Origin of the sequence: Enterobacter cloacae complex sp. GF14B, assembly GCF_004136805.1 — a bacterium.
GTDB lineage: Bacteria > Pseudomonadota > Gammaproteobacteria > Enterobacterales > Enterobacteriaceae > Enterobacter > Enterobacter hormaechei_C.
On the sequence record NZ_QFRV01000002.1, the window covers coordinates 1 to 18287 of the forward strand.

At 53.3% G+C, this 18287-nt stretch carries 20 protein-coding genes; 14 read left to right on the forward strand and 6 right to left on the reverse strand.

The features are described 5' to 3' along the window. On the forward strand, positions 1-715 hold a 715-nt coding region (tldD, locus tag DD606_RS00810; RefSeq protein ID WP_129258073.1), incomplete at its 5' end, for a metalloprotease TldD. A 49-nt stretch (positions 716-764) separates the two neighbouring features. Here the strand turns inward: tldD and aaeR are convergent. Then, positions 765-1691, reverse strand: coding sequence for an HTH-type transcriptional activator AaeR (gene aaeR / locus DD606_RS00815; RefSeq protein ID WP_003860415.1), 927 nt, complete (start codon positions 1689-1691; stop codon positions 765-767). Between the two features lie 179 nt (positions 1692-1870). On the opposite strand from aaeR, the gene aaeX reads away from it, so the two are divergent. The 5 genes from aaeX to DD606_RS00840 all read left to right on the forward strand — a co-directional run bounded on the left by aaeX (position 1871) and on the right by DD606_RS00840 (position 6846). Then, a complete protein-coding gene (aaeX, locus tag DD606_RS00820; RefSeq protein WP_003860416.1) occupies positions 1871-2074 on the forward strand; it encodes a p-hydroxybenzoic acid efflux pump operon protein AaeX in 204 nt (67 codons plus the stop codon). Between the two features lie 7 nt (positions 2075-2081). After that, positions 2082-3014 (forward strand): p-hydroxybenzoic acid efflux pump subunit AaeA, encoded by a 933-nt coding sequence (aaeA, locus tag DD606_RS00825; RefSeq protein WP_003860417.1) that lies wholly within the window; start codon positions 2082-2084, stop codon positions 3012-3014. Between the two features lie 5 nt (positions 3015-3019). Then, positions 3020-4987: a p-hydroxybenzoic acid efflux pump subunit AaeB gene (gene aaeB / locus DD606_RS00830; protein WP_003860418.1), complete on the forward strand. Its 1968-nt coding sequence runs from the start codon at positions 3020-3022 to the stop codon at positions 4985-4987. A gap of 86 nt (positions 4988-5073) precedes the next feature. Then, positions 5074-6528: an NAD-dependent succinate-semialdehyde dehydrogenase gene (locus tag DD606_RS00835; RefSeq protein ID WP_003860422.1), complete on the forward strand. Its 1455-nt coding sequence runs from the start codon at positions 5074-5076 to the stop codon at positions 6526-6528. Positions 6529-6573: 45 nt separating this feature from the next. Beyond that, a complete protein-coding gene (locus DD606_RS00840) occupies positions 6574-6846 on the forward strand; it encodes a barstar family protein (RefSeq protein ID WP_003860424.1) in 273 nt (90 codons plus the stop codon). Between the two features lie 59 nt (positions 6847-6905). On the opposite strand, the gene yhcN is transcribed toward DD606_RS00840, so the two are convergent. Further along, entirely contained in the window at positions 6906-7169 is a 264-nt protein-coding gene (gene yhcN / locus DD606_RS00845) for a peroxide/acid stress response protein YhcN (RefSeq protein WP_003860426.1), read from the reverse strand. A gap of 378 nt (positions 7170-7547) precedes the next feature. Further along, a complete protein-coding gene (gene argR, locus DD606_RS00850) occupies positions 7548-8018 on the reverse strand; it encodes a transcriptional regulator ArgR (protein ID WP_003860428.1) in 471 nt (156 codons plus the stop codon). Positions 8019-8415: 397 nt separating this feature from the next. Here argR and mdh point away from each other — a divergent pair, with 397 nt between their 5' ends. Then, on the forward strand, positions 8416-9354 hold the full coding sequence (gene mdh / locus DD606_RS00855) for a malate dehydrogenase (RefSeq protein WP_003860429.1): 939 nt from the start codon (positions 8416-8418) through the stop codon (positions 9352-9354). Between the two features lie 51 nt (positions 9355-9405). On the opposite strand, the gene degS is transcribed toward mdh, so the two are convergent. From degS to zapG, 3 genes are all read right to left on the reverse strand, one after another. After that, positions 9406-10473, reverse strand: a complete 1068-nt coding sequence (gene degS / locus DD606_RS00860; protein WP_003860430.1) for an outer membrane-stress sensor serine endopeptidase DegS — start codon at positions 10471-10473, stop codon at positions 9406-9408. A gap of 92 nt (positions 10474-10565) precedes the next feature. Further along, the gene (gene degQ / locus DD606_RS00865) at positions 10566-11933 is read right to left on the reverse strand and encodes a serine endoprotease DegQ (RefSeq protein WP_003860431.1); all 1368 of its coding nucleotides are present in this window, start codon (positions 11931-11933) and stop codon (positions 10566-10568) included. Positions 11934-12103: 170 nt separating this feature from the next. Then, entirely contained in the window at positions 12104-12502 is a 399-nt protein-coding gene (gene zapG / locus DD606_RS00870) for a Z-ring associated protein ZapG (protein WP_003860432.1), read from the reverse strand. 189 nt (positions 12503-12691) lie between these two features. On the opposite strand from zapG, the gene zapE reads away from it, so the two are divergent. The 7 genes from zapE to DD606_RS00905 all read left to right on the forward strand — a co-directional run bounded on the left by zapE (position 12692) and on the right by DD606_RS00905 (position 18274). Next, positions 12692-13816 (forward strand): cell division protein ZapE, encoded by a 1125-nt coding sequence (gene zapE / locus DD606_RS00875; RefSeq protein ID WP_023314916.1) that lies wholly within the window; start codon positions 12692-12694, stop codon positions 13814-13816. Positions 13817-14108: 292 nt separating this feature from the next. Continuing rightward, on the forward strand, positions 14109-14537 hold the full coding sequence (gene rplM, locus DD606_RS00880; RefSeq protein ID WP_003860434.1) for a 50S ribosomal protein L13: 429 nt from the start codon (positions 14109-14111) through the stop codon (positions 14535-14537). A 15-nt stretch (positions 14538-14552) separates the two neighbouring features. Further along, complete coding sequence (gene rpsI, locus DD606_RS00885) at positions 14553-14945, forward strand: 30S ribosomal protein S9 (RefSeq protein ID WP_003860436.1); 393 nt, start codon at positions 14553-14555, stop codon at positions 14943-14945. Positions 14946-15252: 307 nt separating this feature from the next. Continuing rightward, on the forward strand, positions 15253-15891 hold the full coding sequence (sspA, locus tag DD606_RS00890; protein WP_003860438.1) for a stringent starvation protein SspA: 639 nt from the start codon (positions 15253-15255) through the stop codon (positions 15889-15891). A 5-nt stretch (positions 15892-15896) separates the two neighbouring features. Next, positions 15897-16394 (forward strand): ClpXP protease specificity-enhancing factor, encoded by a 498-nt coding sequence (gene sspB / locus DD606_RS00895; RefSeq protein WP_003860440.1) that lies wholly within the window; start codon positions 15897-15899, stop codon positions 16392-16394. 369 nt (positions 16395-16763) lie between these two features. Further along, complete coding sequence (locus DD606_RS00900; RefSeq protein WP_045894980.1) at positions 16764-17441, forward strand: DUF1120 domain-containing protein; 678 nt, start codon at positions 16764-16766, stop codon at positions 17439-17441. Between the two features lie 128 nt (positions 17442-17569). Beyond that, on the forward strand, positions 17570-18274 hold the full coding sequence (locus DD606_RS00905) for a fimbria/pilus chaperone family protein (RefSeq protein ID WP_023323799.1): 705 nt from the start codon (positions 17570-17572) through the stop codon (positions 18272-18274). Positions 18275-18287 lie beyond the last annotated feature (13 nt).

An 18287-nucleotide genomic window follows, 5' to 3' on the forward strand; every position in this document is an offset into this window, starting at 1 on the left:
TGCCGGTACGCTGCCGGTGGTTCTGGGCGCAGGCTGGCCTGGCGTGCTGCTGCACGAAGCGGTCGGTCACGGCCTTGAGGGTGATTTCAACCGTCGCGGGACGTCCGTATTCAGCGGTCAGATGGGGCAGCTTGTCTCCTCCGAACTGTGTACCGTGGTGGATGATGGCACCATGCTCGACCGTCGCGGCTCGATTTCTATCGACGATGAAGGCACGCCGGGCCAGTACAACGTGCTGATCGAAAACGGCGTACTGAAAGGCTACATGCAGGACAAGCTTAACGCGCGCCTGATGGGCGTAGCGCCAACGGGTAACGGCCGTCGTGAATCCTACGCGCACCTGCCGATGCCGCGCATGACCAACACCTACATGTTGCCGGGCAAATCCACGCCGCAGGAGATTATCGAATCCGTTGATTACGGGATCTTCGCGCCAAACTTTGGTGGCGGTCAGGTGGATATCACCTCCGGCAAATTTGTCTTCTCTACCTCAGAGGCGTATCTGATTGAGAAGGGCAAAGTGACCAAAGCGGTGAAGGGTGCAACCCTGATTGGCTCCGGCATTGAGGCCATGCAGCAGATTTCCATGGTGGGTAACGATCTGAAGCTGGATAACGGCGTGGGCGTTTGCGGCAAAGAGGGCCAGAGCCTGCCTGTGGGCGTCGGTCAGCCTACGCTGAAAGTAGATAATCTGACGGTGGGCGGCACGGCGTAAATTTTCCCCCGCACCCTGACCCTCTCCCCAACGGGGAGAGGGGAAAAGCCTACTCTTTCCTTCTGCCCCGCATGCCCTGAAACAGCTCCGCCACTTCCACAAAATAGTCCGTCAGATAGTTAATACAGACCTGCACCTTCAGCGGCAGCTTGTCCTTTTCCGTATAGAGCGCGTACACCGGACGCGGATCGGACTGGTAGCGCGGGAAGAGGATCTCCAGCACGCCGCTGTTGATCTCGTTGATCACCCACATCAGCGGTACGTAGGCGATCCCGGCCCCGGCCACCAGCCAGCGTGAGATGGTCATCGGATCGTTGGTGACGAAGCGGCCTTCAGGCAGCAGTTTAGTGGAAAGCCCTTCCGGCGCGATCAGTTCAAATTCGTTATCTGGCCGAACGCTGTATTCCAGCCACGAGTGGTTGCTCAGATCGGCAGGTTTCTCCGGCACGCCATACTGTGCCAGGTAGCTTTTCGAAGCGCAGACCACCATCGGCATGCTGCCCAGTCGACGCGAGAACAGGCTAGAGTCCTGCAACGCGCCAACGCGGATCACCACGTCTAACCCATCGGCAATCAGGTCCGGTGCCGGAATGCCCGTAACCAGATTAACGGTTAAACCGGGATACTCTTTCAGCATTTCCGCCGTCATGGCAGCGAGAACATTTTGTGCCATAGTTGAAGAACACCCGATACGCAGCGTGCCGATAGGCGTGTTGTTAAAGGCATAGAGTTGCTCGTGAACGTCCTGCACTTCATGCAGCATTCGACGGCAGCCCTGATAGTAAATTTTACCCGCTTCCGTCAGCCCGATGCTGCGGGTGCTGCGGTTGAGCAGCTTCACCTGAAGCTCATCTTCCAGTTTTGACACTGTCTGACTAATGGATGAGACGCTCATTTGTAGCTGACGTGCTGCGGCGGTAAAAGAGCCTTGCTCAACCACTTTCGCAAAGACGGACATGCGTTTTAGACGTTCCATTATTCACTCTGGCTTAAAAGTGATTTAGATCACATATGATAGATAACAGCATAACAGTTACGTTAATATATTATTAATTACATAACGGCTGCGCCACTCTCGCCCGGCAATTCTTGCTCTCCTGCGGCGGCGCGAGCATAAAAATCCAGTAACCTGCACTCTCTTTAATCAAGGTCAACATGAGTCTGTTTCCCGTTATCGTGGTGTTCGGTTTGTCGTTCCCACCGATATTTTTCGAGCTTCTTTTATCACTGGCGATCTTCTGGCTGGTGCGCAAGGTGCTGGTCCCTACCGGGATTTATGATTTCGTCTGGCATCCTGCATTGTTCAATACCGCGCTGTATTGCTGCCTGTTCTATTTAATATCGCGCATGTTTGTCTGAGGTTGATGTGAAAACGCTAACAAGAAAAATCTCCCGCACTGCCATCACTATGGCGCTGGTCATCCTGGCGTTCATCGCTATTTTTCGCGCCTGGGTTTATTACACCGAATCCCCGTGGACGCGCGATGCGCGTTTCAGCGCGGAGGTGGTCGCGATAGCGCCCGATGTCGCCGGTCTCATTACGGCAGTCAACGTCCACGATAACCAACTGGTGAAAAAAGATCAGGTGCTGTTCACCATCGACCAGCCGCGCTATCAAAAAGCGCTGGAAGAAGCGGAAGCCGACGTGGCGTATTACAACGCGCTGGCCTCTGAAAAACGCCGTGAAGCAGGACGCCGTAACAAGCTGGGCATCCAGGCCATGTCCCGGGAAGAGATTGACCAGTCCAATAACGTGCTGCAAACCGTGCTGCATCAGCTGGCAAAAGCGCAGGCGACGCGCGATCTGGCGAAGCTCGATCTGGAACGTACCGTTATCCGCGCCCCGTCCGATGGCTGGGTGACCAACCTCAATGTCTATGCGGGCGAGTTTATCACGCGCGGCTCTACGGCCGTGGCGCTGGTGAAACAGAACTCTTTCTACGTCCTCGCCTATATGGAAGAGACCAAGCTGGAAGGCGTGCGTCCGGGCTATCGCGCCGAAATCACGCCGCTCGGCAGCAACCGGGTCCTGAAGGGAACCGTGGACAGCGTGGCCGCGGGGGTGACCAACTCCAGCAGTACCAATGATTCAAAAGGGATGGCGACCGTCGATTCTAACCTCGAGTGGGTTCGTTTGGCGCAGCGCGTACCGGTACGCATTCGTCTGGATGAGCAGCAGAGCAACCTCTGGCCCGCAGGCACCACGGCGACGGTGGTGATCACGGGTGAAAAAGACCGTGATGCCAGCCAGGATTCGATCTTCCGTCAAATCGCCCATCGCCTGCGCGAGTTTGGTTGATCGCTATGGGCATTTTTTCCATCGCCAGCCAGCACATCCGCTTCGCCGTGAAGCTGGCATGCGCCATTGTGCTGGCGCTGTTTGTTGGCTTCCATTTCCAGCTTGAAACGCCGCGCTGGGCCGTTCTGACCGCCGCGATCGTCGCTGCCGGTCCTGCCTTCGCGGCGGGTGGCGAACCTTACTCCGGGGCAATTCGCTATCGCGGGATGCTGCGTATTATCGGCACCTTTATCGGCTGTATCGCCGCCCTGACCATTATCATCCTGATGATCCGCACGCCGCTGCTGATGCTGATTGTATGCTGTATCTGGGCGGGTTTTTGCACCTGGGTCTCTTCGCTGGTGAAGGTGGAGAACTCGTACGCCTGGGGTCTGGCGGGATATACCGCGCTGATTATTATCATCACCATTCAGAGTGAACCGCTGCTTGCTCCGCAGTTCGCCGTGGAACGTTGCAGCGAGATTGTCATTGGTATCGTCTGCGCGATTGTCGCAGACCTGCTCTTCTCTCCGCGATCCATCAAGCAGGAAGTCGATCGTGAGCTGGACGCGCTGATTGTTGCTCAGTACCAGCTCATGCAGCTGTGCATTAAGCACGGCGACAGCGAAGAGGTCGACAAGGCCTGGAGTGCGCTGGTGCGCCGCACGCAGGCGCTGGAAGGGATGCGCAGTAACCTCAATATGGAGTCTTCCCGCTGGGAGCGGGCCAACCGTCGTCTGAAAGCGATCAATACCGTCTCGTTAACGCTGATCACCCAGGCGTGTGAAACCTACCTGATTCAGAACACCCGCCCCGAAGTGGTAACGGATACTTTCCGCGAACTGTTTGATGAGCCTGTGGAGACGGTGCAGGACGTGCATCGACAGCTTAAACGCATGCGTCGTGTGATTGCGTGGACAGGAGAACGGGATACGCCAGTCACCATTTATACCTGGGTAGGCGCCGCAACGCGCTACCTGCTCCTGAAACGCGGCGTGATTAGCAACACCAAAATCAGTGCGGCGGAAGAAGAGGTGTTACAGGGCGAAGTGGTGATCAAACCTGAATCCGCCGAGCGCCATCATGCGATGGTTAACTTCTGGCGTACCACCCTGGCCTGTATACTCGGCACGCTGTTCTGGCTGTGGACCGGCTGGACGTCTGGCAGCGGCGCGATGGTGATGATTGCCGTCGTCACCGCGCTGGCGATGCGTCTGCCCAACCCGCGCATGGTCGCGATCGATTTTCTGTACGGCACTATTGCGGCGTTACCCATTGGCGCGCTCTACTTCCTGGTGATTATTCCCTCGACGCAGCAAAGCATGCTTTTGCTCTGCATCAGCCTGGCGGTGATGGCGTTCTTTATCGGGATTGAGGTACAAAAACGCCGTCTGGGATCGTTAGGCGCACTGGCGAGTACGATTAACATCATCGTGCTGGATAACCCGATGACCTTCCATTTCAGTCAGTTCCTGGATAGCGCACTAGGTCAGCTGGTGGGCTGTTTCCTGGCAATGATGGTGATCCTGCTGGTGCGGGATAACTCTCAGGCGCGGACAGGGCGCGTGCTGCTGAATCAGTTTGTATCGGCCGCCGTATCGTCCTTGACCACCAACACCGCGCGGCGCAAGGAGAACCACCTGCCGGCGCTCTATCAGCAGCTGTTCCTGTTGCTAAATAAATTCCCGGGCGATGTCGCCCGCTTCCGCCTGGCGTTAACCATGATTATCGCGCACCAGCGTCTGCGGAACGCGCCAGTGCCGATCAACGACGATTTGTCCGCCTTCCACCGCCAGCTACGGCGCACGGCGGACCATGTGATATCGGCATCCAGTGATGACAAACGTCGCCGCTACTTTAAGCAACTGCTGGAGGAGCTGGATATCTACCAGGAGAAACTGCGGATCTGGGAAGCGCCGCCGCAGGTTACCGAGCCGGTAGAGCGGCTGGTGTTTATGCTACACCGCTACCAGAATGCGCTGACAGACAGCTAACGAAGAGAAAACCGACGCCAAAAGCGTCGGTTTTTTTGTGGCTATACTTATTCTTGCAGGTTCAAACATTCAGGAAGGGAGGACACATGACAACCCAGGCTCTTCAGGACAGTATTCTTTTTCAGACCGGGTATCTGGTCAACGGTATCTGGAAAACACTCGACACCACGTTTGATGTGCTAAACCCGGCCACGGGCGAGGTCATTGCGAAAGTGGCGAAAGCAGGAAAAGCCGAAACCGAAGAGGCCATTGTGGCCGCGACGAAGGCCTTTCCCGCATGGCGCGCAAAAACGGCAAAAGAGCGTTCCGCGATCCTCTATCGCTGGTATGAACTGATTATCGAGAACAAAAGCTGGCTCGGGCGGCTGATGACTACCGAGCAGGGCAAGCCGCTGAAAGAGGCTGAAGGTGAGGTGGACTACGCTGCCAGCTTCATTCAGTGGTTTGCCGAGCAGGCCAAGCGCGCCAACGGTGAAATCATTCCTCCGGTTAAACCTGGCTCCCGTATTCTGGCCACTCGTGAACCTGTCGGGGTGGTTGCTGCTATCACGCCATGGAATTTCCCGATGGCTATGCTCACCCGTAAGCTCGGCCCGGCGCTGGCAGCAGGATGTACCGGCGTGATCAAACCTGCAAACAACACGCCGTTGAGCGCCTTTGCGCTGCTGACGCTGGCGAAGCAGGCCGGTGTGCCGGATGGTGTGCTGAATGCGGTCGCTGGGAGCACCTCAGAAATTAGCGACGCCATTATGGCCAGCCATGACGTGCGCAAAATCTCGTTTACGGGTTCAACCGCCGTCGGGAAAACGCTGGTTCGCAATTCCGCAGAGACCATGAAAAAGGTATCGATGGAGCTGGGCGGTAATGCGCCGTATATCGTTTTCGAGGACGCGGATATTGATGCCGCCGTCAAAGGCGCGATCGCCAATAAGTTCCGTAACGCCGGGCAGGTCTGCGTCAGCGTAAACCGTTTCTATATTCAGGAGACGGTCTATGACAAGTTCGTCAATCAACTTGCCGATGCGGTGAAGGCGCTGAAGGTGGGTAACGGTCTGGACGAGGGCGTCGTTGTCGGCCCGCTGATTGAGCCTTCGGCTGTCGAGAAAGTGCGTGAGCACGTCGAAGATGCGGTAGCGAAGGGCGCCACGGTGCTGGCTGGGGGTAAACCGCACGAGCTTGGCGGCAACTTCTGGATGCCAACCGTACTCGGTGACTGCCATGAAGGCATGAAGCTGGCAGAAGAGGAGACCTTTGGTCCCGTAGCCGCCTGCTTCCGCTTCACGTCGGAAGACGAAGTGGTTATGCGCGCTAACAATACGCCTTACGGGCTGGCGGCCTACTTTTATACCCAGAATCTTTCGCGCGTGTTCCGCGTCTCACAGGCCATTGAGAGCGGCATGATCGGAATTAATGAATGTGCGGTCTCGACCGAACTGGGTCCGTTTGGGGGCGTAAAAGAGTCCGGGCTGGGCCGCGAGGGGTCCGTGCTGGGGCTGGAGGAGTTTCTGGAAGTTAAAACCCTGCATATCGGGGGATTATAATAGACAGGGCGGCATTTGCCGCCCGCCTGTACCGGGTGGCTGGCAATGAAAATTTATACCTTTGATTTTGACGAAATTGAGAGTCAGGAAGACTTCTATCGCGAGTTTATTCGGGCGTTCGACCTGGAGCGGGGCAGCGTAAGCAATCTTGATATGCTGTGGGATGTGGTTACCGGCGACAGGCTGCCGTTACCGCTGGAAATCGAATTTACCCATCTGCCTGAAAAACTGCGCAGACGCTTTGGCGCATTGATTTTATTGTTTGATGAAGCGGAGGAGGAGCTGGAAGGGCAACTGCGTTTCAACGTGCGCCAGTGATAAAAAAGCCCCTGACCGGGAGGTCAGGGGCAAGTCGTATGATGAGATACGACGAGGGTTTATTTGTACAGTTCTGCGGTAGCGTGCCAGTGGTCGCCACTGCGCGCTTCGATGATGCGATAAGATGACGCACCCTGTTCTTCCGCTTTTTTGTTCAGCATTTCGTGCATGTCCATCGGAGACGTACCGATGGCACCAACAGAAACAGTCCCGATAGCCTGACGGGATTGTGCCTGTTCGGCATTAATGGTGTCGGCTGCAAACGCACCGAATGACAGGACTGACAGTACGCTCAGGGTAGCTACAGTGGTTTTAATTTTCATGATTATTTACCTCGTCAATTATTTTACTGGGGTCTTTGTTCTGTGACCCTCATCACAAAATCAAGTATACACTAATCACGCAAAAAATTAATACCAGACTAATGGTTTCGCCTGTTATTACGTGTTAAAAAAATCATTTTTTATAACGCGAATGCATAAAAAGGAGCGCCACAATGCGAGGTTTATGGTTTTTTCTTGTCTAAATCAAAGCGATAGATCAATTTGATTTTTTGTGCGATTTTGCGGCAGATCATTCACTGAATGAATGTTAACAGGTGGTAAAAAGCACTATTTGCAAAAACAGCAGGCAGAGAAAAGCAGGGTAAAACGCGGAAGCAGCAGAATGATCCCCGCAGTCAGGCGCTACGGGGCAGACAATTACAGCTCCTGTTCGAACAGGACCAGAATCGCTTCGTAGAGGTCTTTCACCGAGAAACCATTTGCCGGGGTGGTAAAAATGGTGTCATCACCGGCGATGGTTCCGAGGATCCCCTCTGCTTTACCCAGCGAGTCCAGCAGGCGGGCAATCAGCTGGGCTGCGCCCGGGCTGGTGTGGATCACGACCACGGCATCGTTATAGTCGATGTCCAGAACCAGGTTTTTCAGCGGGCTGGAGGTCGTTGGCACGCCAAGTTCAGCAGGCAGGCAATAAACCATTTCCATTTTGGCGTTGCGCGTACGCACCGCTCCAAACTTGGTTAACATGCGAGAGACCTTCGACTGGTTGATGTTGTCGAAGCCTTGTTCCTGCAACGCCTGAACAATTTCTCCCTGAGAACTGAATTTCTCTTCTTTGAGTAGCGCTTTAAACGCCTTCACTAATTCTTCTTGCTTAGACGAGCTTCGCATAAGTCACCCGGAATATGACGATAGAAACAACATTATTATGCATGTGGATGAATTTTTATGCAAATTATCTACCTGGCGCCAGGCTGAAATAATGTTATGAAAGGGAGAGATTTTATCAGATTTCGTTATCGGAAAACATGCCTGGGTCACGCCGCGCAAATAACCTTAAAAGTAAATTAAATGTTATCAAAATGATGTTGTTTTGGTGGCGTGGCAGGGTGTATTGTAACCCCCTCTTAATTCGTTGTTGCCTACAGCCCGATAGTATTCAGGTGAAGGTGAAAGACGTGCGACCTCAAATTCTTTAGCGATGAAAATTGTAATTAATGACGTGCTGAATTATGGTCGCCGCAACGGAGTTACAGATACTTAAGTTAACCATAATAAGGAGTTTAGGATGAAAGTCGCAGTCCTCGGCGCTGCTGGTGGTATCGGCCAGGCGCTTGCCCTACTACTGAAAACCCAACTGCCTTCAGGCTCAGAACTCTCCCTGTACGATATTGCTCCGGTAACCCCAGGTGTGGCGGTTGACCTGAGCCACATCCCGACAGCTGTGAAAATCAAAGGCTTCTCCGGTGAAGATGCGCGTCCTGCGTTGCAGGGTGCCGACGTGGTGCTGATCTCCGCGGGTGTTGCACGTAAACCGGGTATGGATCGTTCAGACCTGTTCAACGTCAACGCGGGCATCGTGAAAAACCTGGTTCAGCAGATCGCTGAAACCTGCCCGAAAGCGTGCATCGGTATCATCACCAACCCGGTGAACACCACCGTTGCCATCGCAGCAGAAGTACTGAAGAAAGCAGGCGTTTACGACAAGAACAAACTGTTCGGCGTAACTACGCTGGATATCATCCGCTCCAACACCTTCGTGGCTGAGCTGAAAGGCAAGCAGCCAACGGAAGTGGAAGTGCCGGTTATCGGCGGTCACTCTGGCGTGACCATCCTGCCTCTGCTGTCGCAGATCCCGGGCGTGAGCTTCACCGAGCAGGAAGTGGCTGACCTGACTAAACGCATTCAGAACGCAGGCACCGAAGTGGTGGAAGCGAAGGCGGGTGGCGGTTCTGCAACCCTGTCTATGGGTCAGGCGGCGGCACGTTTCGGCCTGTCTCTGGTTCGCGCGTTGCAGGGCGAAAAAGGCGTTGTTGAATGCGCCTATGTTGAAGGCGATGGTGAACACGCGCGCTTCTTCTCTCAGCCGCTGCTGCTGGGTAAAAACGGTGTTGAAGAGCGTAAGTCTATCGGCACGCTGAGCGCGTTTGAGCAAAACGCGATGGAAGGCATGCTGGATACGCTGAAGAAAGACATCACGCTGGGCGAAGAGTTCGTTAACAAGTGATCTTGTCCCGGTAAAAAAAACGGAGCGCTAAGCTCCGTTTTTTTATGCCCGTCAGTTAGTGGCCGGGTATTCCTGGATGGTGACCTGGATCGTCAGCTTCTTGTCATTACGCATGACTTCAACAGGGATGATGGAGCCCGGGCGAATCTCAGCCACCTGGTCCATGGTTTCCAGCGCAGAGACCGCTGGCGTACCGTTGACGGAAAGGATAACGTCGTTCACCTGGATACCTGCATTGGCCGCCGGGCCGCCAGGCGCCACTTCGTTGACCACAATCCCCTGGATCTGATCGATACCACCGCCCTGCGTATGCATCGGTGCGATTTCACGCCCACCAATACCGATGTAGCCACGGATCACGCGGCCATCGCGGATCAGCTTGTCCATGATCTTGGTCGCCAGCTGGAATGGAATGGCAAAGCCAATCCCTTCCGGTGTTTCGCCGTCGTTGCTCTTGTCGAAGGAGAGGGTGTTAATGCCCATCAGTTCGCCCAGAGAGTTCACCAGCGCACCGCCGGAGTTACCGTGGTTGATAGAGGCATCGGTTTGCAGGAAGTTCTGCCGCCCTGACGGGTTCAGGCCGATTCGACCGGTCGCGCTGATGATCCCCTGAGTGATGGTCTGGCCCAGGTTGTACGGGTTACCGATCGCCAGTACCACATCGCCGATATGCGGCGTTCGTTTGCGATTAATCGGGATAGTCGGCAGACCGCCGGTGGCGTTGATCTTCAGCACCGCCAGATCGGTCAGGCTGTCCGACCCCACCAGCAGGGCTTCAAACACGCGGCCATCCTGCAAGGCGACGATAATCTGGTCGGCATCGTTAATGACGTGTTTATTGGTGATGATGTAGCCCCGGTCATCCATGATCACACCGGAACCGAGCGTGCGGATCTCCAGCTGGTTATGAGCAGAACTGTTAAGCCCGCGGTTATAGACGTTAACCACGGCGGGGGCGGCACGGCGTACCGCCTGATTGTACGTCGCAGGCGTTTCATCCGTGCTGTCGAACTGAGGAGCCGACAGTTTGTTGAACTGGCGTAAAGATGGCATAGCCACCAGCAGCAGACCGGCAACGATCAAACCAATGACAATTGAACGAAAGAGCTTTAAAAGCATGATGCGTGTGTCGTTAAAGAAGGAACGGTTTGCAGCATAACATGAGTTATCCGGACATCACACGCAGCGGCGATGCCCGGAGTCGCAAATGGTTAACGCAGTAAAATGTAGAGGGTATCGTTGCCACGGATAATTTGCAGGGCAATGACCGCCGGTTTACTCTCCAGCACCTTACGCATTTCGGCAATAGACTGCACGCGAGTACGGTTCACGCCCACGATCACGTCGTCCTGATGCAAACCTGCCTGCGCGGCCGGGCTGCTCTTCTCAACGGTAGTGACAGAAATGCCTTTTGTGCCGTTTTTAAGCTGACCGTCGCTCAGCGTAGCGCCCTGTAGAGCCGGGGAGATCTGTTCTGCGCTGGCGGAAGAGGAGGTGCTCTTGTCCAGCGTCACTTCCACGGTCAGCGGTTTGCCCTCGCGGATCAGGCCCAGCTTCACTTTAGCGCCCGGCTCCGTGGTGGCAATGCGTGACCGTAATTCAGCGAAGCTGCTCAGTGGTTTATCGTTCAGGCTGACAATAACGTCGCCGGATTTCACGCCCGCTTTCGCAGAGCCTGAGTTGGGCAGCACTTCGCTGACAAACGCCCCGCGCTGGACGTTGAGCTTAAAGGCTTTGGCGATATCGGCGCTCATCTCCATGCCTTTGATGCCCAGCAGACCGCGCTTAACCTCGCCAAACTGAATCAGCTGTTGAGACAGAGTTTTCGCCATGTTGCTCGGAATGGCAAAACCAATCCCGATGCTGCCGCCGCCTGGCGCGAGGATAGCGGTGTTGATGCCGATCAGCTCACCGTTCAGATTAAGCAGCGCACCGCCGGAGTTGCCCCGGTTGATGGAGGCATCGGTCTGGATGAAATTTTCCAGCCCTTCGAGATTCAGGCCGCTGCGCCCCAGGGCGGAGACAATTCCGGAGGTGGCGGTCTGGCCTAAGCCGAACGGGTTACCGACCGCGACAGCAAAATCACCGACGCGCAGCTTATCGGAATCAGCAATGGCGATCTGGGTCAGGTTGCTGGGGTTTTGTACCTGTAGCAGGGCGATATCACTCTGATCGTCACCGCCGATCAGTTTGGCGTCAAACTCCCGGCCATCGTTCAGCTGAACGCTGATTTTATCGGCCTGGCTGATCACGTGGTTATTGGTCAGGATATAGCCCTTAGCCGCGTCGATAATTACCCCTGAGCCCAGACCTTCAAACGGCTGAGCCTGCTGATCCGGCGCGTCTTCGCCAAAATATTTCTTCAGCTCTTCGGGAATACGCTGGCTTTGGCGTGCCGTCCCTTCCACCTGAACGCTGACTACCGCAGGCAGGACTTTTTCAAGCATCGGCGCAAGGCTGGGAATGGCTTCTTGTCCAGGCACCTGCGAAGGCAGTGCCGCACTGACGGGGAAGGACGCCGAGAGAGATAACCCGACACTTAACGCTAAGGCGCTCAACAGCTGGTTTTTTTTCTTCATCGATGCTGACTCTCGTATCCTGGAATGAAAAAGAACGGCCCCAAAAACATCTTGATGTTATTGAATTTTCAACCGCTGAACAATGAGGTGTTTGACTAAATAATAGCTGGGGACGGGAAGAAAGGACGGGCGCATAAGGTGCGCCCGTAAAATTTATTCAGGTTGTGCGATTAATCGCGTTTTACGCCACCGCGCAGCAGGCCGGACGCGCCGTCTGAATAGTCGCGTGGCATCTGAACCGGTGCCTGATCGTTACCGGCTTCAGAATCAGCCAGACGATTGCGGAAGGGGTTGGTCTCCGCGGTCATTTCCGGCAGCAGGCTGCTGGAGCTTTTCGCCATGTGCTGGTAGAGCTGGCGATAATCTGTCGCCATGTTGTCCAGCAGCTCAGCGCTACGGGCAAAGTGGCTGACCAGCTCTTCGCGATATTCTTCCAGTTCGGCTTTGTTCTTTTCCAGTTCGTATTGCAGTGACTGCTGCTGACGCAATTTGCGGTTACCGAAACGCATGGCCACAGCACCAATGATGATGCCGACGACTAAACCGATTAGCGCATATTCCCAGGTCATGAACTTCTCCCGTTGTCTTGTTGTTCCGTAGGGTGTTGGCTCGGCTCCTGCCTGTGCCTGATTATGCCACTATAACCGCTATTTCCGCAGAAGTGGAATCCTGACGTATCATCGCGTAGTGTAGAACGGCCTTTTTTTCATCAGCCACGCGCGCTGGTGAGGTTTAACTAAAGGAATAACAACAACATCATGCAAAACCTGTCCCCTTCATCGCGTTACCAACTGGCCCTGAGCGAGGGCACACACCAGCCGGATGATGTCCAGCGTGAAGCGGTTAACCGCCTGGACACGATTTATCAGGAAATTCTGGCGAAACCCGCCGATGCGGTGCAGAGCAGTGGGCTGAAGGCGGCATTCGGCCGTTTACTGGGCAAAAAAGAGCCCACGGTAAACGCACCGGTTCGTGGATTATATATGTGGGGTGGCGTTGGGCGGGGTAAGACCTGGCTGATGGACATGTTCTACCAGAGCCTGCCCGGCACGCGTAAGCAGCGTCTGCACTTTCACCGTTTTATGCTGCGGGTCCATGAAGAGCTGACGGCGCTCCAGGGCGAAACCGACCCGCTGGAGATTGTGGCCGATCGCTTCAAGGCGGAAACGGACGTGCTCTGCTTCGACGAGTTCTTTGTTTCCGATATTACGGATGCCATGCTGCTGGGGGGCCTCATGAAAGCGCTGTTTGCGCGTGGGATCACCCTGGTGGCGACCTCAAATATCCCGCCGGATGAGCTTTATCGCAATGGTCTTCAGCGGGCGCGTTTCCTGCCAGCCATAGATGCCATTAAGCAGCACTGCGACATCATGAATGTCGATGCCGGCGTCGATTATCGTCTGCGCACATTAACGCAGGCGCACCTGTGGCTTTCACCGCTGAACGCCGACACAGCCAGCGAGATGGATAAACTCTGGCTGGCGCTGGCAGGGGCACCGCGGGATAACGCGCCAGCGCTGGAGATTAATCATCGCCCGTTGTCGACGCTTGGCGTAGAGAACCAGACGCTGGCCGTCTCGTTTGCAACGCTCTGCGTGGACGCCCGCAGCCAGCATGACTACATTGCGCTTTCACGTCTGTTCCATACCGTTATGTTGTGGGATGTGCCCGTTATGACCCCACTCATGGAGAGCGAAGCGCGCCGCTTCATCGCGCTGGTAGATGAGTTTTACGAGCGCCACGTTAAGCTGGTGGTCAGCGCCGAGGTGCCTTTATATGAGATCTATCAGGGCGAGCGCCTGAAGTTTGAGTTCCAGCGCTGCCTGTCGCGCCTGCAAGAGATGCAGAGCGAAGAGTACCTCAAGCGTGAGCATATGCCGTAATAAATGCGCCCCTCTCCCCGTGGGAGAGGGGCTGGGGGTGAGGGCACCAGACCGCACAGTACGCAACCCCGAAAAACCCATTCCAAATCACATTTAAGGGTCGATCTTTGACCTCAACTTCTCTATAATCTTGCGACCCCACGTTACGAGAAGGTTTTTTTCCCGAAACTTTCTATGTGTCGGCATGTGCTATTCGAAGGGGTAGGTTTGCCGGACTTTGTCGTGTGAACCTCAACTGACTAAACGTTTGGGTGTTCACCAACGTGTAACTTATTATTTGGGTAAGCTTTTAATGAAAACTTTTACAGCTAAACCAGAAACCGTACAGCGCGACTGGTATGTTGTTGACGCGACCGGTAAAACTCTGGGCCGTCTGGCTACTGAACTGGCTCGTCGCCTGCGCGGTAAGCATAAAGCGGAATACACTCCGCACGTTGATACCGGTGATTACATCATCGTTCTGAACGCTGACAAAGTTGCTGTTACCGGCAACAAGCGTACTGACAAAATGTACTACCACCACACCGGCCACATCGGTGGTATCAAAGAAGCGACCTTTGAAGAGATGATTGCCCGCCGTCCTGAGCGTGTGATTGAAATCGCGGTTAAAGGCATGCTGCCAAAAGGCCCGCTGGGTCGTGCTATGTTCCGTAAACTGAAAGTTTACGCAGGCAATGAGCACAACCACGCGGCACAGCAACCGCAAGTTCTTGACATCTAATCGGGATTATAGGCAATGGCTGAAAATCAATACTACGGCACTGGTCGCCGCAAAAGTTCCGCAGCTCGCGTTTTCATCAAACCGGGCAGTGGTAAAATCGTAATCAACCAGCGTTCTCTGGAACAATACTTCGGTCGCGAAACTGCCCGCATGGTAGTTCGCCAGCCGCTGGAACTGGTTGATATGGTAGAAAAACTGGATCTGTACATCACCGTTAAAGGTGGTGGTATCTCCGGTCAGGCAGGTGCGATCCGTCACGGTATCACCCGCGCTCTGATGGAGTACGACGAATCCCTGCGTTCTGAACTGCGTAAAGCTGGCTTCGTTACTCGTGACGCGCGTCAGGTTGAACGTAAGAAAGTGGGTCTGCGTAAAGCACGTCGTCGTCCACAGTTCTCCAAACGTTAATCCATTCTGCTTACGCAGAACGATTGGCGAAAAACCCGCTTCGGCGGGTTTTTTTATGGATAATACGCAGGTTATCCACAGTAACATTTCATATATCTTCTCTTTTTCCACATTTCCGGAATCCCCTCACCACAAAGCCATCAAAATCTGGTAAACTATCATCCAATTTTCTGCCCAAATATCGGTGAATACTCGATTTTTGTTCGATTCTTGAACAATGTGTCTTCTCTGGGATGGGCGATACATCATCTGGCTGGCCCCGTTGGGCTGGTAGCAGTAAAAATTCTGAATATACCTGGAGGTTTTCATGGCTGTCGCTGCCAACAAACGTTCGGTAATGACGCTGTTTTCTGGTCCTACTGACATTTATAGCCATCAGGTTCGTATCGTGCTGGCCGAGAAGGGTGTCAGTTTTGAGATCGAGCATGTGGAAAAGGATAACCCGCCTCAGGATCTGATCGATCTCAACCCGAGCCAAAGCGTACCGACGCTGGTGGATCGCGAGCTGACCCTGTGGGAATCCCGTATCATTATGGAATACCTGGATGAGCGTTTCCCGCATCCGCCGCTGATGCCTGTTTATCCTGTTGCGCGTGGTGAAAGCCGCCTGTACATGCAGCGTATCGAGAAAGACTGGTACTCGCTGATGAACGTTATTGTCAACGGTTCCTCTTCTGAAGCGGATGCTGCACGTAAACAGCTGCGTGAAGAGCTGCTGGCGATTGCGCCGGTATTTGGTCAAAAGCCTTTCTTCCTGAGCGACGAGTTCAGCCTGGTAGATTGCTACCTGGCTCCGCTGCTGTGGCGTCTGCCAACCCTGGGCGTAGAGTTCAGCGGTCCTGGCGCGAAAGAGCTGAAAGGCTACATGACTCGCGTCTTTGAACGCGACTCTTTCCTGGCATCCTTAACTGAACCGGAACGTGAAATGCGTCTCGGCCGAGGCTAATGACTGTGGAAATGTCACAACTTTCACCACGCCGTCCGTATCTGCTGCGCGCCTTCTATGAATGGCTGCTGGATAACCAGCTCACGCCGCACCTGGTTGTGGATGTGACGTTGCCGGGCGTGCTGGTTCCAATGGAATACGCGCGCGACGGACAGATTGTACTGAATATTGCGCCACGCGCAGTGGGTAACCTGGAGCTGGCGAACGACGAAGTGCGCTTTAATGCGCGCTTCGGCGGCGTGCCGCGTCAGGTTTCCGTGCCGCTGGCAGCTGTGCTGGCTATCTACGCCCGTGAAAACGGTGCGGGCACCATGTTTGAGCCGGAAGCAGCTTATGATGAAGAGGTTGCCAGCCTGAATGATGAAGAGGGCGGCGTTGGGACCGAGAGCGAAACGGTGATGTCTGTGATTGATGGTGATAAGCCCGATCGCGAAGATGATAACGATCCTGATGACGATCCGCCGCCGCGCGGAGGACGTCCGGCATTACGCGTTGTAAAATAACGCTAACTCAATTTTAATCTTAACGGTCAGGTTTATGCCTGGCCGTTTTTTTTGGAGAAAATTATATATTTTTTAAATTGATCGAAAAATAAGAATATGGGACTGCATTTTTCGTTTTTTTTATCTCGAGAAGAATGGTTACAATAATAAACGCAATGAATAATTTAAGCGGGTAGCCTTGCGTAATACCCGATTTAATAATTCATGATTATTATATCAGAGAAACTAAAAGTATAAATTAAATTTGCTAAATTGCATATATTTATAAAAATAATATTATAAAGTTCCCCAGTGACAGCTCATATTGCAAAAATAGTTTTGTACCTGATGGAAACCTATTTTTAATTATCATATGTTAAGGATTAACGAATGAAAAAAGTTCTTATTGCCACCGCACTGTCTCTTTGCGTCGCTTCCGCATTTGCTGCTGATACCGCAGTATTGCAGGTAAAAGGTAAGCTGACAAATGCTGCCTGTACTCCAGAATTAAGTAAAGGTGGCGTAGTAGATTACGGTACTATTCACCTTGGTTCATTGTCTGCCAGCGCAGTAAACCAGTTAGGTCAGAATAATATCGATCTAACCATCACTTGTTCTGCTGCGACGAAAGTTTCGTGGACTATGGTTGACGATCGTGCAGAGACGAATGCGGGTTTAACCGTTAATAACGCAATGTTTACCGGTGCAAGCCTATCCAATTCTAGTCAGACCTACGGTGTAGGTAAAACAACGGGCGGCGTGAACATCGGCAGCTATGCAATGTTTGTTAAGGTTGATAGCGTAACCGCTGACGGGGCGACAGTTGATCCTATTTACACTCAGAATGGGGATACCTCCAAGTGGACCACGAGCACGAATGGTTCTAGTCAGGCTCAAAACATCCGTGAGTTTACTGTTGCAAAATCTGGCGAAAAAGTTCCATTGGCATTCCTGACTGCAACATTCCCGCTGGTGACATCACTGGCTATTCAGGATACTACCACGCTGGCCATTACCGACGATACCACACTTGATGGTCAGCTGACTATCAGCCTGAAATATTTATAATATTTTAAAAGTTATAATATTTTAAAATCGGTATATTAATTAAAAAGGGAATAAACATATCTTGTTTATTCCTTTCTAACTACACGTGAACATGGAATGTTGTGTTGTGGATTAAAGGAGTGATAATTATGTCTTGTTTAAAGAAAACCTTACTGAAGTCCGTTATTGCTGCCGCTCTGTTTTCAGCTCAATTCTCGACGTATGCAGCAGGAATGGTTCCTGAAACCAGTTTACTGGTAATTGATGAGGCAACGCACAGCGGTACGATCAACGTTAAAAATACGGACAGCTTTCCGGCTCTGTTATATACCAATGTCCTTGATTTACCGGACGATCAGGGTTTAAAACTGATTTCCACCCAACCGGTGGTACGTCTGGAGCCTGGCCAGACCCAGCAGCTTCGTTTTATTTTACAAAATAAAGAACCGCTGGAGGCTGAGCACTATAAACGTGTGACGTTCGAGGGTATTCCGCCGAAAAGCGATAACAAGAACATTAAGATCGGATTTAATCTTCGTCAGGATTTGCCTGTGCTTATCCGTCCGGCGAAACTGGCGGTTGTTACCGATGCATGGAAGTACCTGGAATGGAACGCAACGGGTACAACGCTTACGGTGAAAAACCCCAGCAAATACGTTGTGCGTCTGGCACAAAACGTTATGACTCAGCCATCTGGCACCGCAGGCACGCTACCTAAAACGTATATTTTACCAGGCCAAAGTATGACCGCAACGCTGAAGAAAACGGTGAGCGGCGATAATAAAGTGAAATTTTTCCCGGCCAGTCGCTACGGTGTGGAAGTACCGAGCTTTGTTTCAGAATTAAATAAATAACACTCAATAGGGA